The sequence below is a fragment of the Xanthobacter autotrophicus genome (genome assembly GCF_030015065.1).
Lineage (GTDB): Bacteria > Pseudomonadota > Alphaproteobacteria > Rhizobiales > Xanthobacteraceae > Xanthobacter > Xanthobacter autotrophicus_D.
In genome coordinates this window covers 18,256-36,795 of sequence record NZ_JAIVFN010000034.1, presented here as the reverse complement: position 1 = coordinate 36,795, position 18,540 = coordinate 18,256, and the positions used below count along the sequence as shown (strand labels likewise).

Here is an 18,540-nt window from a genome sequence, read left to right as displayed (position 1 = left end):
TTCACAACAACGCTGGCAACGGCATCATCCCGACCCCCATCACCATGGACGAGCTCGAGGACATGCTGATGGAGCACGGCATCATGAAGGCCGTCGACGAGAGCCAGGTCGGCAAGACCGCCGCCGAACTCTCCGTCGGCTGACGCTGTCCCCGCAAGGCCGGCCCCAATTGCGGGGTCGGCCTTCATACGGCATCCAAAACGAGAGCGAGATTTCGAAATGAGCTTGGCCCAACCGCAAAGCGTTGCTGAAATCAAGGCGCGCAACAAGGAACTCATCGCGGAAGTTCTCAAGGTTTATCCCGAGAAGACCGCGAAGCGCCGCGCGAAGCACCTCAATGTCCATGAATCCGGCAAGTCCGATTGCGGCGTGAAGTCGAACATCAAGTCCATCCCGGGCGTGATGACGATCCGCGGCTGCGCTTACGCCGGTTCCAAGGGCGTGGTGTGGGGTCCCATCAAGGACATGATCCACATCTCCCACGGCCCGGTGGGCTGCGGCCAGTACAGCTGGGCCGCCCGCCGCAACTACTACATCGGCACGACCGGCATCGACACCTTCGTGACGATGCAGTTCACCTCGGACTTCCAGGAAAAGGACATCGTCTTCGGCGGCGACAAGAAGCTCGCGAAGATCATGGACGAAATCCAGGAGCTGTTCCCGCTCAACAACGGCATCACCGTCCAGTCCGAGTGCCCGATCGGCCTCATCGGCGACGACATCGAGGCCGTGTCCAAGGCGAAGTCCAAGGAATACGACAACAAGACCATCGTGCCGGTCCGCTGCGAAGGTTTCCGCGGCGTGTCGCAGTCGCTCGGCCACCACATCGCCAACGACGCGATCCGTGACTGGGTGTTCGACAAGATGGACCCGAATGCGGCCCCCCGCTTCGAGCCGTCTCCGTATGACGTCGCCATCATCGGCGACTACAACATCGGCGGCGATGCCTGGTCTTCCCGTATCCTTCTCGAGGAGATGGGCCTGCGCGTGATCGCCCAGTGGTCCGGCGACGGCTCGCTCGCCGAGCTCGAGGCCACCCCGAAGGCCAAGCTGAACGTCCTCCACTGCTACCGCTCCATGAACTACATCTCCCGCCATATGGAAGAGAAGTTCGGGATCCCGTGGTGCGAGTACAACTTCTTCGGCCCGTCCAAGATCGCCGAGTCGCTGCGCAAGATCGCCGGCTACTTCGACGACAAGATCAAGGAAGGTGCCGAGCGCGTGATCGCGAAGTACCAGCCCCTGATGGACGCGGTCATCGCCAAGTTCCGTCCGCGCCTCGAGGGCAAGACCGTCATGCTGTACGTGGGCGGCCTGCGTCCCCGTCACGTGATCGGCGCCTACGAAGACCTCGGCATGGAAGTGGTTGGCACGGGCTACGAGTTCGGCCACAACGACGACTATCAGCGCACCGCCCAGCACTACGTCAAGGATGGCACGATCATCTATGACGACGTGACCGGCTATGAGTTCGAGAAGTTCGTCGAGAAGATCCAGCCCGACCTGGTCGGCTCTGGCATCAAGGAAAAGTATGTGTTCCAGAAGATGGGTGTGCCGTTCCGGCAGATGCACTCCTGGGACTATTCCGGCCCGTATCACGGCTATGACGGCTTCGCCATCTTCGCCCGCGACATGGACATGGCCATCAACTCCCCCGTCTGGAAGATGACCAAGGCTCCGTGGAAGCAGGCGCCCGCGCAGCCGGGCCTGCTCGCGGCCGAGTGACCGCCTGAGCCCGAAGCCCCTCCCCTTTTCGGGGAGGGGCAACCGGCGGGCTTGATCCGTTTGACCCACCCATAGGGGTTCGAGATGCCACAGAATGCAGATAACGTGCTCGATCACTTCGAGCTGTTCCGCGGTCCCGAGTACCAGCAGATGCTGGCCAACAAGAAGAAGCTGTTCGAGAACCCCCGCGATCCCGCCGAAGTCGAGCGCGTCCGCGAGTGGGCCAAGACCCCCGAGTACAAGGAACTCAACTTCGCCCGTGAAGCCCTGACCGTGAACCCGGCCAAGGCCTGCCAGCCGCTCGGCGCGGTGTTCGCCGCGGTGGGCTTCGAGGAGACCATTCCCTTCGTGCACGGCTCGCAGGGCTGCGTTGCGTATTATCGCTCGCACTTCTCGCGTCACTTCAAGGAGCCCAGCTCCTGCGTGTCCTCCTCCATGACGGAAGACGCGGCGGTGTTCGGCGGCCTCAACAACATGATCGACGGCCTCGCCAACACCTACAACATGTACAAGCCGAAGATGATTTCGGTCTCCACCACCTGCATGGCGGAAGTCATCGGTGACGACCTGAACGCCTTCATCAAGACCGCCAAGGAAAAGGGCTCGGTTCCCCAGGAATACGACGTTCCCTTCGCCCACACCCCGGCCTTCGTCGGCAGCCACATCACCGGCTACGACAACGTGCTCAAGGGCATCTTCGAGCACTTCTGGGACGGCAAGGCCGGCACCGCGCCGAAGCTCGAGCGCGTCCCCAACGAGAAGATCAACTTCATCGGCGGCTTCGACGGCTATACCGTCGGCAACCTGCGCGAAATCAAGCGTCTCTTCAACGTGATGGGCGTCGACTACACGATCCTCGCCGACAATTCCGAAGTGTGGGATACCCCCACCGACGGCGAATTCCGCATGTATGACGGTGGCACCACCCTGGAAGAGGCGGCCAACGCGCTGCACGCCAAGGCCACCATCTCCATGCAGGAATACTGCACCGAGAAGACCCTGCCGCTCATCGCCAACCACGGCCAGGAAGTCGTCGCCTTCAACCACCCGGTTGGCGTGAAGGGCACCGACGAGTTCCTCATGGCGGTGTCGCGGATCACCGGCAAGGAGATCCCCGAGGAGCTCGCCCGCGAGCGCGGCCGCCTGGTGGACGCTATCGCCGACTCCAACGCCCACATCCACGGCAAGAAGTTCGCCATCTACGGCGATCCGGACCTCTGCCTCGGCCTCGCCGGCTTCCTCCTGGAGCTCGGTGCGGAACCCACCCACGTGCTTGCCACCAACGGCAACCAGAAGTGGGCCGACAAGGTGCAGAAGCTGTTCGACTCTTCGCCGTTCGGCCAGAACTGCCACGTCTATCCCGGGCGCGACCTCTGGCACATGCGCTCCCTGCTCTTCACGGAGCCGGTGGACTTCCTGATCGGCAATACCTACGGCAAGTATCTGGAGCGTGACACGGGCACCCCGCTGATCCGCATCGGCTTCCCGGTGTTCGACCGTCACCACCACCACCGTTACCCGGTGTGGGGCTATCAGGGCGGCATGAACGTTCTGGTGTGGATCCTGGACAAGATCTTCGACACCATCGACCAGAACACCATCGTCCCCGCCAAGACCGACTACTCGTTCGACATCATCCGTTGATCGCAGAAGTCTGACGACAATCGATCCGGCCCGGGGCCCCGCCCGGGCCGGATCGAACGGGAGCCTGCCCCTTTCGGAAGTTCTGATCTTTACACAGCCCGCTTGTCGAAGGAGAGATCCATGAGCTCGGTTTCCGCCACGATCCAGGAAGTCTTCAACGAGCCCGGCTGCGCGAAGAACCAGAACAAATCGGAGGCGGAAAAGAAAAAAGGGTGCACCAAGCAGCTCCAGCCCGGCGGCGCTGCCGGCGGCTGTGCCTTCGACGGGGCAAAGATCGCCCTGCAGCCTTTGACCGACGTGGCTCATCTCGTCCATGGCCCCATCGCCTGCGAGGGCAACAGCTGGGACAATCGCGGCGCGAAATCGTCCGGCTCGCAGATCTGGCGCACCGGCTTCACCACCGATATCAACGAGACCGATGTGGTGTTCGGCGGTGAGAAGCGTCTGTTCAAGTCGATCAAGGAAATCATCGAGAAGTACAACCCGCCCGCCGTCTTCGTCTATCAGACCTGCGTGCCCGCCATGATCGGCGATGACATCGACGCGGTTTGCAAGGCGGCCAAGGAGAAGTTCGGAACGCCGGTGATCCCGGTGAACTCTCCCGGCTTCGTGGGTCCGAAGAATCTGGGCAACAAGCTTGCCGGCGAGGCTATCCTCCAGCACGTCATCGGCACCGAAGAGCCCGAATACACGACGCCCTACGACATCAACATCATCGGTGAATACAATCTTTCCGGAGAGCTGTGGCAGGTGAAGCCGCTGCTCGACGAGCTCGGCATCCGCATCCTCGCCTGCATCTCGGGTGACGGCCGCTACAAGGACGTGGCCGCCTCCCATCGCGCCAAGGCGGCGATGATGGTGTGCTCCAAGGCCATGATCAACGTGGCCCGTAAGATGGAGGAGCGCTACGACATTCCCTTCTTCGAGGGCTCGTTCTACGGCATCCAGGACTCCTCCGATTCCCTCCGCGAGATCGCCCGCATGCTCATCGAGCGCGGCGCCGACCCGGAACTGATGGACCGGACCGAAGCCATCATCGAGCGCGAGGAGGCGAGGGCCTGGGCGGCGATCGCCAAGTACAAGCCCCGCTTCAAGGACAAGAAGGTGCTGCTCATCACCGGCGGCGTGAAGTCCTGGTCGGTGGTGGCCGCGTTGCAGGAGGCGGGTCTCGAGCTGGTGGGTACCTCCGTCAAGAAGTCCACCAAGGAGGACAAGGAGCGCATCAAGGAGCTCATGGGGCAGGACGCCCACATGATCGACGACATGACGCCCCGCGAAATGTACAAGATGCTGAAGGACGCGAAGGCCGACATCATGCTCTCGGGCGGCCGCTCGCAGTTCATCGCCCTGAAAGCGGCCATGCCGTGGCTCGACATCAACCAGGAGCGCCACCACGCCTATATGGGCTATGTGGGCATGGTGAAGCTGGTCGAGGAGATTGACAAGGCGCTCTACAACCCCATCTGGGAACAGGTGCGCAAGCCCGCCCCGTGGGACAATCCCGCCAACAACTGGCAGAACCGCGCCATCGCCGAGATGGAGGCGGAAGCCGCCGCCCTTGCCGCTGATCCGGTGGCGGCCGAAAAGGCCCGGCGCTCCAAGAAGATCTGCAACTGCAAGAGCGTGGACCTCGGCACCATCGAGGATGCCATCGCGGCCCACGGCCTCACCACGGTGGAGGGGGTGCGCACGCATACCAATGCGTCCGGTGGTTGCGGCGCATGCAGCGTGCGGATTGAGGAGATCTTCGAGGCCAGGGGTCTTGTCCCCGCGGAAGAGCCCGAGCTCGACCCGATCGCGGCGGAAGCCAAGCGGCGGGCCAAGAAAGTGTGCAATTGCAAGAGCGTGGATGTAGGCGCCATCGAGGATGCCATCCACGCCGGCGCGAGCAATCTCGCCGATGTGAAGGCGCAGACCAAGGCCTCCAGCGGCTGCGGCGGTTGCGCCGAGCGCATTGAGGAGATGCTGGATGCCGCGGCGTCTACCAGTGTGCCCGCCACCCTCGTGGCAGCGGAATAGGAGGCGGCGATGGCGAAATTCGTTCAGGGCAAGAAGGCCTGCGCCGTCAATCCCCTGAAGATGAGCCAGCCCATTGGTGGTGCGCTCGCCTTCATGGGGCTTCGGGGCGCCATGCCGCTGCTGCACGGCTCGCAGGGCTGCACCTCGTTCGGCCTGGTGCTGTTCGTGCGCCACTTCAAGGAGGCGATCCCGCTCCAGACCACCGCCATGAGCGAGGTTGCCACCGTGCTCGGCGGACTGGACAATGTGGAGCAGGCGGTCCTCAACATCTATAACCGGACCAAGCCGGAAATCATCGGCATCTGCTCCACCGGCGTCACCGAGACCAAGGGTGACGATGTGGATGGCTATATCAAGCTGATCCGAGATAAGTATCCGCAGCTCGCCGACTTCCCGATGGTCTATGTCTCGACGCCGGACTTCAAGGGTGCCTTCCAGGACGGCTGGGAGAAGACGGTCGAGAAGATGGTCCAGGTGCTGGTGAAGAAGCCGGAGCCGGACGCCACGCCCGATCCAAAGCGTGTCAACGTGCTGCCGGGCTCGCATCTGTCGCCGGGCGACCTCGACGAATTGCGCACTATCCTGGAGGATTTCGGCCTCGAGCCCTCCTTCCTTCCGGATCTCGCGGGCTCGCTCGACGGGCACATTCCTGACGATTTCACCCCGACCACCATCGGCGGCATCAGCGTCCAGGAGGTGGCCGCCATGGGCCAGGCGTCCTGGACCATCGCCATCGGCGAGCAGATGCGGGCCGCGGCCGAGGCCATGCAGAAGAAGACGGGCATCCCCTATCGCCTGTTCGAGCGGCTTTGCGGGCTTGGGCCGAACGACGAGTTCTTTATGTTCCTGAGCGAGATCTCGGGACGCGAGGTGCCCAGGAAGTATCGCCGCCAGCGCGGGCAACTCGTGGACGCCATGCTGGACGCGCATTTCCATCTGGGCGGGCGCAAGCTCGCCATCGGCGCCGAGCCGGACCTTCTGTACGATGTGGCCTCCATGCTCCATGAGATGGGCACACACATCACGACCGCCGTCACCACGACCCAGTCGCCGGTGTTCGAGAAGCTGCCGGCGGAAGAGGTGCTGCTCGGCGACCTCGAGGACCTGGAGACGCTGGCCAAGGAGCGTGGTTGCGACCTGCTGCTGACCCACTCCCATGGCCGGCAGGCGGCGGAGCGCCTGAACATTCCGTTCCACCGCATCGGCATTCCCATGTTCGATCGCATCGGAGCCGGGCACCGGATGATCGCCGGCTACCGCGGCACCCGGGAGTTGATCTTCACGCTGGCGAACCTGTGCATCGCCGATCACGAGGCGAACCACGAGGTGACGCCCGACACCTGGAAGAATCCGTGGGACGGGGATGGCCACGGCCACTCCCATGCCCCTGCGGCGACGCCCACCCACGGCTCCGCCGTGAGCACGGCCCATCACTAAGAACGAGCAGAGGCGCACCCTCCCATGAAAGTCGCATTTGCAACCCAGGACCTCAAACGGGTCGATGCCCATTTCGGGTGGGCCAAGAACATCGCCATCTACGAGGTTGGCCCGGAAAGTCACCACTTCGTGGAAGCCATCGAGTTCGACGGCGACCTGAAGGAGGATGGCAACGAGGACAAGCTCGCCCCGAAGATCGAGGCGATCAAGGACTGCGCGATCCTCTACGTGGCCGCAATCGGTGGCTCGGGCGCGGCGCGGGTGGTGGCGAACAACATCCACCCCATGAAGGTGAACCAGCCCGAGGAGATCGAAGACCTCATCGAGAAGCTGACCACGGTGCTGCGTGGCACGCCGCCGCCCTGGCTGCGCAAGGTGATGTCGAAGGGCCAGGAACGTACTTTCGATTTTGATGAATGAGGATGGACATGTCCGAAGCAGCGCAAGTGATCGAACCGGTGTCGGCAGAAGACAATCCGTTCGTCAAGGAACTCATCAAGGTCTGGCGCGCCCAGGACACCCACGGCGCGTGGGAAGGAAAGGCCGATCTCGATCTGATCGCGCCCTATATCGTGGACAAGGAGGCGCGCCGCGCCCTCCCCATCATCGGTGATCCCGATCCCGAGACCATCTGGCGGATGGAGCTGTTCTTCAACGCCGTGTGCCTCATGATCGAGCGTGAGACCAAGGTGATGATCACCCCCATGCTGAAGATGAGCCACGAAGGCTTCGGCCGCATGGTGCTCATCGGCGGCCGGCTGATCGTGGTCAACAAGCAACTGCGGGATGTCCACCGCTACGGTTTCGACAATCTCGCCAAGCTGGGCGAGGAGGGGACGAAATTCGTCACCTCGGGCGTCGAGATGATCCGGAAGTTCCCGGAAGTGGCCAACTACTGAAGATCAGGTGCACCCATGAGCGACGTGGAAGAACTCAAGGCCGAGATCAAGAAGCTGTCCGCCAAGGCGACGCAAGCAAAAATGGACCTCCACGATCTGTCCGAAGAACTCCCCATCAGCTGGGAGACGATCATGGATGTCGCCAAGAGGGCGCATAGCGCCTTCGCCGAGCTGGAACAGAAGCGCGCGGACCTGAAAGCACTTGAGGCCGCCTAACCTGAAGGCTTTTTCGAAATGTCAAACGAAACCCGAGATGGTCGAGCCTGGCAGCCAGACTATTTGCTCGATATCGACGCTGAAAAATGCATCGGTTGCGGGCGCTGCTTCAAGGTCTGCGGCCGGGACGTGATGACGCTGAAGGGCATCAACGAGGACGGCGATGTCGTCGAGCTCGATGATGACGAGGACGACGAGGTCGAGAAGAAGGTCATGGTCATGAACGATACGGGCGCCTGCATCGGTTGTGGTGCGTGCGCGCGTGTCTGCCCGGCCAATTGCCAGGTTCACGGCCATGAGCAGGCAGCGGCCTGACGGTCGCCACGCCTGAGTGTGGAGCCTGTCCCGGAGATGGATCCATCAGATGGAATCCCTCTCCACACATTCGGGAAGGGAATGCGGTATCCGATCGGCGCGTGACGCGGGCGGAACAGCGCATGCTCTGAGGAGTGGGTCCATGGCGGCCGAAGAGGTCTATGACTGGTTGATTGCTTCATCGACCTCTTCGGCCGGCGACCCTTTTGACGTGCATGTGGCGGCCGCCATCACCGCCGTTGCCTTTGTCGAGGCGGAGGAGGATGGCCGGAATCCCCTTGAGGTGCTCGGCCTTGAGAAGCCGGCGTTCCTGGATCTCGCACGTATCCTGTTTCCCGCGGCGGTGGAAGCGCTTGACCGACAGGTGGAAGGCCGCGTCCTCACGATCGAGGCGGAAGAGCAGTCGGTTCGGGACATTCTTGGCATTTATTCCTCTGATACCGGGCGATTGCAAACCCATTTCATCGCCATGATCGCGCGGCGCTGTCAGTCGCCCCATCACCTGTGGCAGGACCTGGGCCTGCGGGATCGCCAGGAACTGCGGGCGCTCATGACGCGACGCTTTGAGCCGCTGGCGCTCAAGAACCGGCAGGACATGAAATGGAAGAAGTTCCTCTACCGCATGGTGTGCGGTTCGGAGGGCTTCTCCCTGTGCGCTGCGCCGGTGTGCTCCGATTGCGACGAATTCCATATCTGCTTCGGCGCGGAGGATGGCGAATCCCGGCTCGCCCGCAACCGGAATGCCGTTGCGAACGGCAACGAGCCGCCTGGCACGGCGCTGCCCGAGGCGGCCGAATAGGACGATTGCCGCCGGCGTCGGCATGCATCACCGCTTTGCGATTGGCCGTGGGCGGCATCCCCCTGCAGCCCGCCAGCCCCTTTATCAAGAGCCGACTTCGACGCTGCTCCATGCCGGCCGCGTGATGTCAGGCTGAACGGGGCCTTGTTCGTTGTCGCTCGCGCCCTGTTTCACGAAAAAGCCCGGCCTCGCGAAATGCGAAGCCGGGCTCACCATCAATGGTCCCGGGAATCGGCCGTGGCCGGCGTCCTCACTCGATGCCTTCGCTGCGGGCGCGCCACATCATGGCGATCCGAAATCGCTCGTTGATGGCGGCCGGGCTCGCGAGGATCTCGGCCTCAGCCTCCTTGAATGCCTTTTCCACCAGGTCCGCCTCTTCCTTCGTCAGCGTCACGCGGCCAGCGAGATGGGTGGCCTCCGGGTGGACTGACCAGACTTTTCGGCAGTTGGGATGAAGCTTGATCTCGGTCAGGTCAAAGGCCTCGAGCTGCCCGTCGAGCAGGATGGCGAGGCCGGAGACTTCGAGCTTGCGCCCGTCGGAAGTGGTCTTGATGAGCGTGGTTGCCATTTGGGTCACCCGTCCTGAGCTGCAAGCCAACTGTAGCCGCCCTGGTCCCAGAGCTGCGCCAGAACCTGATCCGAACTCCAGTCCGGAAATTGCGACTTTACCGTTTCATAATCACCGCGAAAGCGCTCCGCGTCCTCTCCGGAAAGGTCTGCGGTGAGGCCGTCCGGCTTGAAGCGGAGCACGAAATGGGACTGGTCGTCCGAGGCGAGGAGCGTGAATTCCTCGCCGTCGCTGATGAGGGGCAGAGTGTCGGCCATGGGTGCTGCTCCCGTCAGGCCGCGGCTGCCGCCGGCGTGTCCTCGGCGAGGCCCCATTCGGCCCAGGAGCCGTCATAGAGCGCCGCCGACGTGTTGCCGAGGATGAACAAGGCCAGCAATAGGACGGCCGAGATGGTGCCGGAAGCGCAGGTCGCAACCACCGGCTTGGTGATGTCGATCCCGGCCGATGCGAAACGGGCAGCGAGAGCCTCGGGAGAGACCAGCACGCCGGTCTCCTCGACGATGAGGTCGCCCCAGGGCAGGTTCACCGAGCCGGGAATATGGCCCTTTTTCTTCACCGGGAAGACGTCGTCCTGCGTGCCGGCGTACTTGGCCGGGCCGCGCGCGTCGATCACCTGTTCGGCCTTGCTGGACAGGTTGGCGATCATCTCGCCCATGTTGCGCACGAGGACGGGATTGAAGGCGGCGGTGAAGGTCTTCGGCTCGGGCCGCACCGGCGACATGTCGGAAGGCTTCTTCTCCTTCACCCACTTGCCGTAGCCGCCGTCCAGCACGGCCACGTCCGGGTAGCCGAAGATGCGGAACATCCACCACACCCGCGCGGCCGCCGCGCCGCCGCACAGGCGATCGTAGACCACGATCTTGTCGCCGTCGGCGATGCCGAGCAGGCCCACTTTCTTGGCGAACTCGGCGGCGGGCGGAAGCATGTGGGGGAGCGGATTGCTCTTGTCCGCCACATGATCAATGTCGAAATGCACGGAGCCGGGAAGATGGCGCCCGCGATACTGGGTGCGCCCGTCCATGTTGCTGCTTTCATGCAGCCAGGTGCAGTCCAGGATCTTCACGTCCGGGGCTTCGAGATGCTCGGCCAGCCAATCGGTGCTCACCAACGGTCCGGGAAGAACGGTGGACATGACGCAAGTGTCTCCCTGTCGGGGTTCGAACATCGGCTCGGTTCAGAACCCGCCGGGCGGGCGGCCCGGCGGAACGTGTCGATGGCGCGGCGGCATCGGCGTGCCGCCGGCCGATATTGCGCTCAGCGCACCTTGGGCAGGCTGTAGCCGGGACGGGGGTGGGCGTCGTAATAGTCCACGCGCTCCGGCCAGCCGCCTTCCGGGTTGAACTTGAAGTTGACGACCTTCACCGGCGCGCCGGCGGAGCAGGACACCTCGGCGAGCTTGACCTCCCGGTCGCCGGGGCCGACGGAGAAGTCGGCCACCACCTTGCCGTCGGCGGTCACCGCGCGGGCGAAGCCGGGGGTGCCAACGTCGGTCGCGCTCACCACCGGAGCGGCGAAGTTCGGCACTTCGGTGCCGTCCTCGGACGGGGTGTTGAATGCCGGGGTGGCGAAGGTGAAGACGGCAAGCTTGCCGCTGCGGTCGACGGCGTGGTCGGCGCTCACGGGACGGGCCACGGAATAAACGGTCAGGGTGCCGCCCGCCAGCAGCTCCTTGATCTCTTCAAGGGAGCGGGTGGCGAATTCCGACGCGACGATCATGTCAATCTCCACTAGACAATCAGGTGTGACGAACGGTTCCCCCGGCTGATCAATTTTCGTGCCAGCGCGGTCCATATCCCGTCCAAGGGGCGCAGGACCCGTCGGAACCGCTGCAAATGCAGGCGTGCATGCCCCTGGGCGGCCTGACGGTTCGTGCCGGATCGAGTGTCGGAGGTCGACGGCGGCATGTCGGAAATGCGTCGTAGATCGCGTGAAATCCGACGTGGCGCTCCGCTGGGAGCGGCGCAAACCAGCCCGTTCCCGGCTGTGCGCGAATCTTGCAAGGGCTCCAAAAAGCGACACGCAGGGGATTGAGATCCATGCTGGACACGGCGATCATCGGCGGCGGGCTGTGCGGCCTCGCGCTGGCGCGGCACCTCAGGAAGGCGGAGCGCGGCTTTACCCTGTTCGAGGCCCGGGCGCGGCTTGGAGGCCGTATCCTGACCGCGGTCCCCGCTACGACCGGCGAGGCGGTGGATCTGGGGCCGACCTGGTTCTGGCCCGATACCCAGCCGCTCATCAGCGCCTTCGTCTCGGAGCTTGGCCTTTCCACCTTTGCCCAGCACGACGAAGGCGCGGTGCTCCACCTCACCGAGGCCGACAAGAACCCCCAGGGCTTCGCCCAGCAGGTCCATGGCGGAGCGCAGCGCGTCGCCGGCGGCATGGCGCGGATCGTGGCCACGCTGGCGGACGGCCTTGGCGAGGATCAGGTGCGGCTCGGCCACGTGCTCCAGAAGGTGGAGGACATGGGCGACCATGTGGTGCTCACCTTCCGGGTGGACGACGCCTTCCTCACCGTCGAGGCGCGCCATGTGGTGATCGCCCTGCCGCCGCGGCTGGTGGCGGAAACCGTGCGCTTCGCGCCGGATCTCGACGGGGCCACCCGCGACGCCATGGGCGCCGCCCCCACCTGGATGGCGGCGCAGGCCAAGGTCGTGATGGCCTATGCCGCGCCGTTCTGGCGGGCGGCCGGCCAGTCCGGCAACGCATTCGTCACCCATGAGCAGGCGGTGGTGGGCGAAATCTTCGATGCCTGCGACGCCACCGGTAGCAAGGCGGCCCTCGGTGGCTTCCTGAGCTTCCCGCCGGACCTCCGCGAAGCCTTCGTCGCTGGCCTGCCCATGCTCATGGACAGCCAGATGGTGCAGGTGTTCGGCAACGCGGCCGAAGGGGGAGAGCAGCATTACCAGGACTGGGCGCTGGAGCCCTTCACCTGCTCCGCCCGCGACCGCGCTGAGCCGGCGGGCGAGCATGTGGCCTTCTCCAATCCCCTGCTGCGCCGGCCCCTGTGGGACGGCCGGCTGCACCTGGGCGGCTCCGAGACCGCGACCCAGGGCGCGGGCTACCTGGAGGGCGCGCTGGAGGCGGCGCGGCGCATCGAGCGCGCGCTGGCCAGGGCGCGGACCGACGATGTGGACCTGGCGCTGCCCGAGGGATTGTCCGTCAACGCGGCGAGCCTTGCGCGCTTCTCCGCTTGGGTGGCGACGCTGAATGATGCCGCCTTCGAGGCCTATCGCGTGCGCCTCAACCGGGCGCTTGCCTCCCAGCAGCGCGAGCAACTGACGCAGCGGGCCATGCTCGGCGCCATCGAGGACATCTACGAGCGCGCCGCCGACATGCTGGACACGCTGCCCTTCGACATGCGGGAGGTGCCGGTGGAGAAGGGCCGTTCGGCGCTGATGAGCGACGTGCAGCTGCCGTTCCGCGATTTCATCCAGACCCTGCTCGACGACATCATCGCCTTCAACCGCACGTCCTGCGCCTTGTCCAATTTCCCGGGCGAGCACCATCTGTCGCGGGATTACGTGCAGACCATCCTGCGCGACGTGGCGGCGGCCTGGCGCGACTTCTGCCTCGCCGCCAACCGCCGCCTGCTGGCCAAGGCCGAGGCGGGCCTGGCGCAGGCCGGCAATGGCCTTCCCCCCGGCGCGGGCCCCGGCAAGGGTCCGTTCCTGACGAGTGCATCGTGAACGAGGACAAGATGGAACCGAGCATCGCGGAAGAAAGCGCGCCCGAGGGCGGCATCGCCTACGTCATCTGCTCCATGAGCGACATTCCGAGTCAGCGCGCGCGCGGCTTCGAGCTGATGAAGGTCGAGGACGGGGTCGAGAAGCCGTTCAATCTCGTCGTCGTCCGCTGGGGCCGGCAGGTGTTCGGCTATGTCAACCTCTGCCCCCATGACGGGGTGAAGCTGGACTGGGAGCGCAACCAGTTCCTCGATCCCAACGGCATCCGCCTCATGTGCGGCAAGCACGGCGCCCTGTTCGAGCTGGGCACCGGCGTGTGCATCGACGGGCCCTGCAAGGGCCGCAGCCTGACCCCGGTGTCGCTGAGCGTCATCGACAACGACATCTGCGTGACCGGGGTGACGCTGGCGGAGGAGGAAGAGGACGACGAGGAGGAAGTGACCTCCTGCTCCGACGAGGGCGGCGGCGTTTGAATTCGGCAGCCGGGTGCCTGTCGCCCGGCGCGCCCTCCTGGCCGGGATGGTTTTGTCCGAACAGTGTCGGGATGTCTTCTCCTCGGGCGTCACGTCCCTGTTGCTTTCAAGGCATCGGAGCCGTTCAGCTCCTGCCCGGGGAGTGACGTTCCCCGGGCTTGGCGTTGCCTGGGGAGTGGCATCTGCGGAGCCTGGTTGTCCCGGGGGCCGAGGCCCCCGGCGGGCATGTGAGGGGCCCCCGCTCCGATGCCGGCGAGGGCCCGTTTCCGGAACCGGGTCGATCAGACCGGACGGTTCTCGTTCCGGTTCTTCACCGGCTCCATGATGGAGACGCCCTTTTCATAGGTGATGGTCTCGTAATCCTCGTGCCAGCCCAGCGCTGCGTCCAGCACCACGTCGGTCTTGCCGCCGGTGTCCAGCTTCTTGATGTCGTTCTTGTCGAGGCTGAGGAGATCCATCATCTCCTTCCACACGGTCGATTCGTCGCAGGGCAGGACGTAGAACGTCTTGTCGCCGTAGGTGACGCGATACTTCGCGAGAAGGTCGATGTTGTTGCAGAACAGGAAATACTTGCCGTCGGGGGCAAGCGCATCGCCGAGCACGTCCGCCACATCCGAGAGGAAGGCGAAGTTCTGCAGGTAGCCGGCCAGCACGGGAATGGTGGGCTTGCCCTCCTCCGCGAAGGTGATGACCTGCTCCATGGTGTATTCCGGCGGGCGCTTCTCGTCGGCCACCTGCTGCTGGAACTTCAGGGCGATGTCGCCGCGGAAGTCGAAGCGGCCAGGCTTGGTCGCCTGCTTGAGCACGGCATTCAGGAGTCGCCCCTCTTTATCAAGCCGGCCCAGGGGGGTGTTCTCGATCGCAGTCATCAAAAAAATCTCCGGTTCAGCACACAACTCTCAGACGGTCTCAGTCGGGCGCGAGCAGGGGAGCGCCCTCGGCGCGAAGGCACCGCTCTCCGCCGAAATCCCGTTCGGCGTGCCGCCCGCGCAAGGGGGCAGGCGCGAAGCACATGCAAGCCCTTTGCCGCGCCGCACGGTGCCGGCCGCCGCAAGGGGGCGGCGCGACAATCGGCCATCCCCAGGGCGACGCGGGAGCCCTCCGGGGCAAGACGCAACGTTGCAATTCCTGGCGGCGGCGGGGTTCCTGCCCCGCGGGGAGGGCCGAACGGGCGCCGCCCGCCGGCCCCGCGGAAGCGCCCATCGGCTTGTCCGGAATCAGACACGCGTCGCAAAGGCAACAGCTGAGTTCCCGAAAAATCAGGCAAATCAGTCCTTTGCTGTCTGGCACGACGCTTGCTGGATGGAGGCCCGAAGCAACCTCTCAAGCGAAGGTCGAGCGATGATCAATTTGACCGACAGCGCCTTGCATGCGGTCCGGGACGCGATCCTGGGCGCGGATCAGCCCGTCAGCGGTCTGCGCATCATGGTCGAGACGGGCGGATGCGCCGGCTACCAGTACAAGATGGGCCTCGTCAGCGACGCCGAGCCGGACGACACCGTGGTCGAGCGCGAGGGCGTGAAGGTGTTCGTGGACAATCAGAGCCACGAACTGCTCGCCGGCACCGTCATCGACTTCGTGGTGGCGCTGGAGGGTTCCGGTTTCACCTTCGAGAATCCGAACGCCACCTCGAGCTGCTCCTGCGGCAAATCCTTCGGCTGAGCGTCCTTCGGCCGATGCGGCCAGGGGCATACGGGTCGAACAACCTACAGACAAAGGACAGAGCGATGTTGGCCGAGACCGAAGAGAGCGCGCCGCTCACCCGCGAAGCCAAGCGTGAGGCGATCATCCGCGAGGTGATCGAGGAGATCCGTCCGAACCTCAAGCGCGACGGCGGCGACTGCGAGCTCGTCGAGATCGACGGCAACAAGGTGATGGTCAAGATGACCGGCGCCTGCGTGTTCTGCAAGCTGGCGAGCGAGACCATCGAGGGCATCCAGACCAAGATCGTGGAGCGTCTGGGCGAGCTCATCCGCCTCATCCCGGTGGCCGGCGCGCAGAACAAGCCGCTGGTGAGCCTCAAGGGCGTCGCTCCCGCTCCGTCCGCCGCCCCGGTGGCTCCGGCCCCCGCCGTGCCGTCTCCGACGCGCTGAGGCGGCGCGCCTCGGTCCAGACGATGCCAGGGGGTGCTGCCGTGCGGCCTGTCTATCTCGACAACAACGCGACGACACGGACCGACCCTGCTGTGGTCGAGGCCATGTTGCCGTTCTTCTCCGAGCATTTCGGCAACGCCTCCTCGACACACGCCTTCGGCGAGAAGGTCGGGGAGGCGGTCAAGGCTGCGCGCAAGCAGCTCCAGGCCCTGCTTGGTGCCGCCTTCGACCACGAGATCATCTACACCTCCGGCGGGACGGAAGCCGACAATGCGGCCATCCTTTCGGCGCTGGAGGTGCAGGAGGGGCGGGACGAGATCGTCACCACCACGGTGGAGCATCCGGCGATTCTCACCCTCGTGGCGCATCTCGAGAAAACGCGCGGCATCAAGGTCCATCTGATCGGCGTCGATCGCAACGGCCGGCTGGACATGGACGCCTATGCCGGCGCGCTGTCGCCGAAGACCGCGCTCGCCTCGGTCATGTGGGCCAACAACGAGACCGGAACCCTGTTCCCCGTCGCCGAGCTGGCCGAGCTGGCGCACCAGGCCGGTGCGCTGTTCCATACCGATGCGGTGCAGGCGGCGGGCAAGGTCGCCATCGACCTGAAGTCGACCGCCATCGACATGCTGTCCCTGTCGGGCCACAAGCTGCACGGACCGAAGGGTATCGGCGCGCTTTATGTGAAGAAGGGCGTGAAGTTCCGCCCGCTGGTCCGCGGCGGCCACCAGGAGCGCGGGCGGCGCGGCGGCACCGAGAACGTGCCCGCGATCATTGGCCTCGGGATGGCCGCCGAGCTGGCACTCCAGCACATGGAGGAAGAGCGCACCCGGGTGAAGGCGTTGCGCGACCGGCTCGAGCAGGGCATCCTCCAGCAGGTGAGCCACGCGCTGCTCAACGGCGACGCCGACAACCGCCTGCCGAACACCGCCAACATCGCGTTCGAATATCTGGACGGCGAGGCGGTGCTGCATAATCTCAACAAGGTCGGCATCGCCGCCTCCACGGGTTCCGCCTGCACCTCCGGCTCCACCGAGCCGTCCCACGTGCTGCGGGCGATGAACCTGCCGTCCACGGCGCTGCACGGCGCGCTGCGCCTCTCGCTCTCCCGTGAGAATACCGGCGAGGATGTGGACCGGGTGCTGGAGGCGTTGCCGGAGATCGTCTCGCGCCTGCGCGCCATGTCGCCGGCCTGGCTCGGGCGGGAGGGTGCGGAAGGCGCGCCCGTGGCCGGCCATGTCTAGCCTCGCACCCGGATCTAGCCTCGCACCCGGATGCGGCGATGGCGCGGGCGTGCCGGCGCACGTCACCCTCTCCCCCGAACATGCGTGCCCGATGCCGACCGCCTGGGCGGTCGTCGCGCGCACGAGGACCGTCCACGAACGACATCGCAGGGATGTCGGCGCGGGTCATAGCGGCGAGCCCCGCCCGATCGAGGAGCCAGTTGTATGAAGATTATGATTCGCCGTTCTCCGGAGATGGGGCTGTCCATCTACGTTCCCAAAAAGGACCTTGAGGAGCCGATCGTCGAGACCGAGCACGAGACCCTGTGGGGCGGCTGGATCAAGATCGCCAACGGCTGGGTGCTTGATCTGCCGGAGATGGCCGAGGGCACGACCCTCCCCATCACCGTGAACGCGAAGAAGCGCGGCGAGGAGGAGTGACCTGACATGAATATTTCCGTCGCCAATATTGAGACGCTGAAGCTCGCCGACGCCGAAGCCGTCCTGAAGGACGTGGCGGCGGAGCTCGTTGCGGGCAAGGTCGTGCCTTATCTGGGGCCCGGCCTTCTCGATCTGTCGCCGCCCGCCATCCCGACCACCCCGGAAGCCCTCTCGGTCTTCTTCGGCACCAAGGTGGCGCTGCCCAAGCGGGCCAAGGGCAATGCCTGGACCGCCGCCCAGCACATCGAGAGCATGAAGCACCGCAACACCGTTTCGGCGCTCATGGCCGAGGCCTTCGGGCCCGAGGTGGCGCCGCTGCCGATCCACACCTTCCTCGCCGGCCTCAAGCTGCCGATGATCGTGGACACCTGGTATGACGGGGCCATGCGTGCAGCCCTTGCCGGCAGCACCGGCTGGGGCGAGGTGCAGGGCATCACCCGAGCCGGCATCGGCGAGGATCGCTGGTACCGCTTCTACGACGCCGACGGCAAGGAGAGCGACCGCGCCACGGCGGAGACCTGGCAGACCGTGCTCTACAAGCCCCATGGCAGCGTCGCGCCGGCCAAGAACTGGCTGATCTCCGACGCCGACTATGTCGAGGTTCTGACCGAGATCGACATCCAGACGCCGATCCCCGACGTGGTGAAGAACCGGCGTACCGAGCGCAGCTTCCTGTTCCTCGGCTGCCGCTTCCACGACCAGATGCTTCGCACCTACGCGCGGCAGATCACGAAGCGTTCCCGCCTGCCGCACTTCGCCATCGTGGACGAAGAGGTCCTGACCAAGAACGAGCTGCGCTTCCTCCTGACCCACGGCATCACGCCCATCGCCATGGCGCTGCCCAAGGCGGTGGACATCATCACGTCGGCCGCCTGATCTTTTCAGTTCCAACGTCTTTGGAGAGCATGTCCGTTCCCGGACATGCTCTCTTCGTTTCTGTGGGATGGCTGGCGTTTTCCGCACCGCATTGATCAAGATCAATGTCTGCGCCGAATCCGGCCGAAA

General features: G+C 64.9%; 20 protein-coding genes and 2 pseudogenes. 17 read left to right on the top strand and 5 right to left on the bottom strand.

The genetic code is table 11. The features are described from left to right. From nifH to K9U40_RS09270, 10 genes and pseudogenes are all read left to right on the top strand, one after another. Nucleotides 1-143 (top strand): annotated as a pseudogene (nifH, locus tag K9U40_RS09315) (nitrogenase reductase); the annotation flags it as partial. Between the two features lie 76 nt (nucleotides 144-219). Then, nucleotides 220-1,725, top strand: a complete 1,506-nt coding sequence (gene nifD, locus K9U40_RS09310) for a nitrogenase molybdenum-iron protein alpha chain (protein ID WP_282889917.1) — start codon at nucleotides 220-222, stop codon at nucleotides 1,723-1,725. Between the two features lie 84 nt (nucleotides 1,726-1,809). Beyond that, complete coding sequence (gene nifK / locus K9U40_RS09305) at nucleotides 1,810-3,369, top strand: nitrogenase molybdenum-iron protein subunit beta (RefSeq protein ID WP_282889916.1); 1,560 nt, start codon at nucleotides 1,810-1,812, stop codon at nucleotides 3,367-3,369. Nucleotides 3,370-3,489: 120 nt separating this feature from the next. After that, nucleotides 3,490-5,388, top strand: coding sequence for a nitrogenase iron-molybdenum cofactor biosynthesis protein NifE (gene nifE / locus K9U40_RS09300; protein WP_282889915.1), 1,899 nt, complete (start codon nucleotides 3,490-3,492; stop codon nucleotides 5,386-5,388). Nucleotides 5,389-5,397: 9 nt separating this feature from the next. Then, the gene (gene nifN, locus K9U40_RS09295; protein WP_282889914.1) at nucleotides 5,398-6,825 is read left to right on the top strand and encodes a nitrogenase iron-molybdenum cofactor biosynthesis protein NifN; all 1,428 of its coding nucleotides are present in this window, start codon (nucleotides 5,398-5,400) and stop codon (nucleotides 6,823-6,825) included. 24 nt (nucleotides 6,826-6,849) lie between these two features. Next, nucleotides 6,850-7,245 carry a nitrogen fixation protein NifX gene (gene nifX, locus K9U40_RS09290; protein WP_282889913.1) on the top strand — a complete coding sequence of 132 codons (396 nt, stop codon included), beginning with the start codon at nucleotides 6,850-6,852 and terminating at the stop codon, nucleotides 7,243-7,245. A gap of 8 nt (nucleotides 7,246-7,253) precedes the next feature. Beyond that, nucleotides 7,254-7,724 (top strand): NifX-associated nitrogen fixation protein, encoded by a 471-nt coding sequence (locus tag K9U40_RS09285; protein ID WP_282889912.1) that lies wholly within the window; start codon nucleotides 7,254-7,256, stop codon nucleotides 7,722-7,724. A 15-nt stretch (nucleotides 7,725-7,739) separates the two neighbouring features. Then, complete coding sequence (locus K9U40_RS09280) at nucleotides 7,740-7,940, top strand: CCE_0567 family metalloprotein (RefSeq protein ID WP_282889911.1); 201 nt, start codon at nucleotides 7,740-7,742, stop codon at nucleotides 7,938-7,940. Between the two features lie 18 nt (nucleotides 7,941-7,958). Further along, nucleotides 7,959-8,255, top strand: coding sequence for a ferredoxin III, nif-specific (gene fdxB / locus K9U40_RS09275; RefSeq protein WP_282889910.1), 297 nt, complete (start codon nucleotides 7,959-7,961; stop codon nucleotides 8,253-8,255). Nucleotides 8,256-8,397: 142 nt separating this feature from the next. Continuing rightward, entirely contained in the window at nucleotides 8,398-9,054 is a 657-nt protein-coding gene (locus tag K9U40_RS09270) for a nitrogen fixation protein NifQ (protein WP_282889909.1), read from the top strand. 250 nt (nucleotides 9,055-9,304) lie between these two features. On the opposite strand, the gene K9U40_RS09265 is transcribed toward K9U40_RS09270, so the two are convergent. The 4 genes from K9U40_RS09265 to K9U40_RS09250 form a co-directional block, all read right to left on the bottom strand. After that, entirely contained in the window at nucleotides 9,305-9,622 is a 318-nt protein-coding gene (locus K9U40_RS09265) for a hypothetical protein (RefSeq protein ID WP_282889908.1), read from the bottom strand. A 5-nt stretch (nucleotides 9,623-9,627) separates the two neighbouring features. Then, nucleotides 9,628-9,879 carry a hypothetical protein gene (locus tag K9U40_RS09260; protein WP_282889907.1) on the bottom strand — a complete coding sequence of 84 codons (252 nt, stop codon included), beginning with the start codon at nucleotides 9,877-9,879 and terminating at the stop codon, nucleotides 9,628-9,630. Nucleotides 9,880-9,893: 14 nt separating this feature from the next. Then, entirely contained in the window at nucleotides 9,894-10,754 is an 861-nt protein-coding gene (locus K9U40_RS09255; protein WP_282889906.1) for a sulfurtransferase, read from the bottom strand. A 122-nt stretch (nucleotides 10,755-10,876) separates the two neighbouring features. Continuing rightward, entirely contained in the window at nucleotides 10,877-11,338 is a 462-nt protein-coding gene (locus K9U40_RS09250; protein ID WP_282889905.1) for a hypothetical protein, read from the bottom strand. 320 nt (nucleotides 11,339-11,658) lie between these two features. Here K9U40_RS09250 and K9U40_RS09245 point away from each other — a divergent pair, with 320 nt between their 5' ends. Both K9U40_RS09245 and K9U40_RS09240 read left to right on the top strand, forming a co-directional pair. Continuing rightward, on the top strand, nucleotides 11,659-13,308 hold the full coding sequence (locus tag K9U40_RS09245) for a flavin monoamine oxidase family protein (protein WP_282889904.1): 1,650 nt from the start codon (nucleotides 11,659-11,661) through the stop codon (nucleotides 13,306-13,308). An 11-nt stretch (nucleotides 13,309-13,319) separates the two neighbouring features. Then, on the top strand, nucleotides 13,320-13,778 hold the full coding sequence (locus K9U40_RS09240; protein WP_282889903.1) for a Rieske (2Fe-2S) protein: 459 nt from the start codon (nucleotides 13,320-13,322) through the stop codon (nucleotides 13,776-13,778). Nucleotides 13,779-14,059: 281 nt separating this feature from the next. On the opposite strand, the gene K9U40_RS09235 is transcribed toward K9U40_RS09240, so the two are convergent. Continuing rightward, the gene (locus K9U40_RS09235; RefSeq protein WP_282889902.1) at nucleotides 14,060-14,647 is read right to left on the bottom strand and encodes a hypothetical protein; all 588 of its coding nucleotides are present in this window, start codon (nucleotides 14,645-14,647) and stop codon (nucleotides 14,060-14,062) included. Between the two features lie 472 nt (nucleotides 14,648-15,119). Between K9U40_RS09235 and K9U40_RS09230 the strand changes: the two genes are divergently transcribed. The 5 genes and pseudogenes from K9U40_RS09230 to K9U40_RS09210 all read left to right on the top strand — a co-directional run bounded on the left by K9U40_RS09230 (nucleotide 15,120) and on the right by K9U40_RS09210 (nucleotide 18,411). Continuing rightward, nucleotides 15,120-15,440 (top strand): HesB/IscA family protein, encoded by a 321-nt coding sequence (locus K9U40_RS09230; RefSeq protein WP_011995784.1) that lies wholly within the window; start codon nucleotides 15,120-15,122, stop codon nucleotides 15,438-15,440. Between the two features lie 65 nt (nucleotides 15,441-15,505). After that, nucleotides 15,506-15,772, top strand: a pseudogene (locus tag K9U40_RS09225) (NifU family protein); the annotation flags it as partial. 140 nt (nucleotides 15,773-15,912) lie between these two features. After that, nucleotides 15,913-17,115 (top strand): cysteine desulfurase NifS, encoded by a 1,203-nt coding sequence (gene nifS / locus K9U40_RS09220; protein WP_282889900.1) that lies wholly within the window; start codon nucleotides 15,913-15,915, stop codon nucleotides 17,113-17,115. Nucleotides 17,116-17,319: 204 nt separating this feature from the next. Next, a complete protein-coding gene (gene nifT, locus K9U40_RS09215; protein WP_011995787.1) occupies nucleotides 17,320-17,535 on the top strand; it encodes a putative nitrogen fixation protein NifT in 216 nt (71 codons plus the stop codon). 6 nt (nucleotides 17,536-17,541) lie between these two features. Next, nucleotides 17,542-18,411, top strand: a complete 870-nt coding sequence (locus K9U40_RS09210) for an SIR2 family NAD-dependent protein deacylase (RefSeq protein WP_282889899.1) — start codon at nucleotides 17,542-17,544, stop codon at nucleotides 18,409-18,411. Nucleotides 18,412-18,540: the final 129 nt, after the last annotated feature.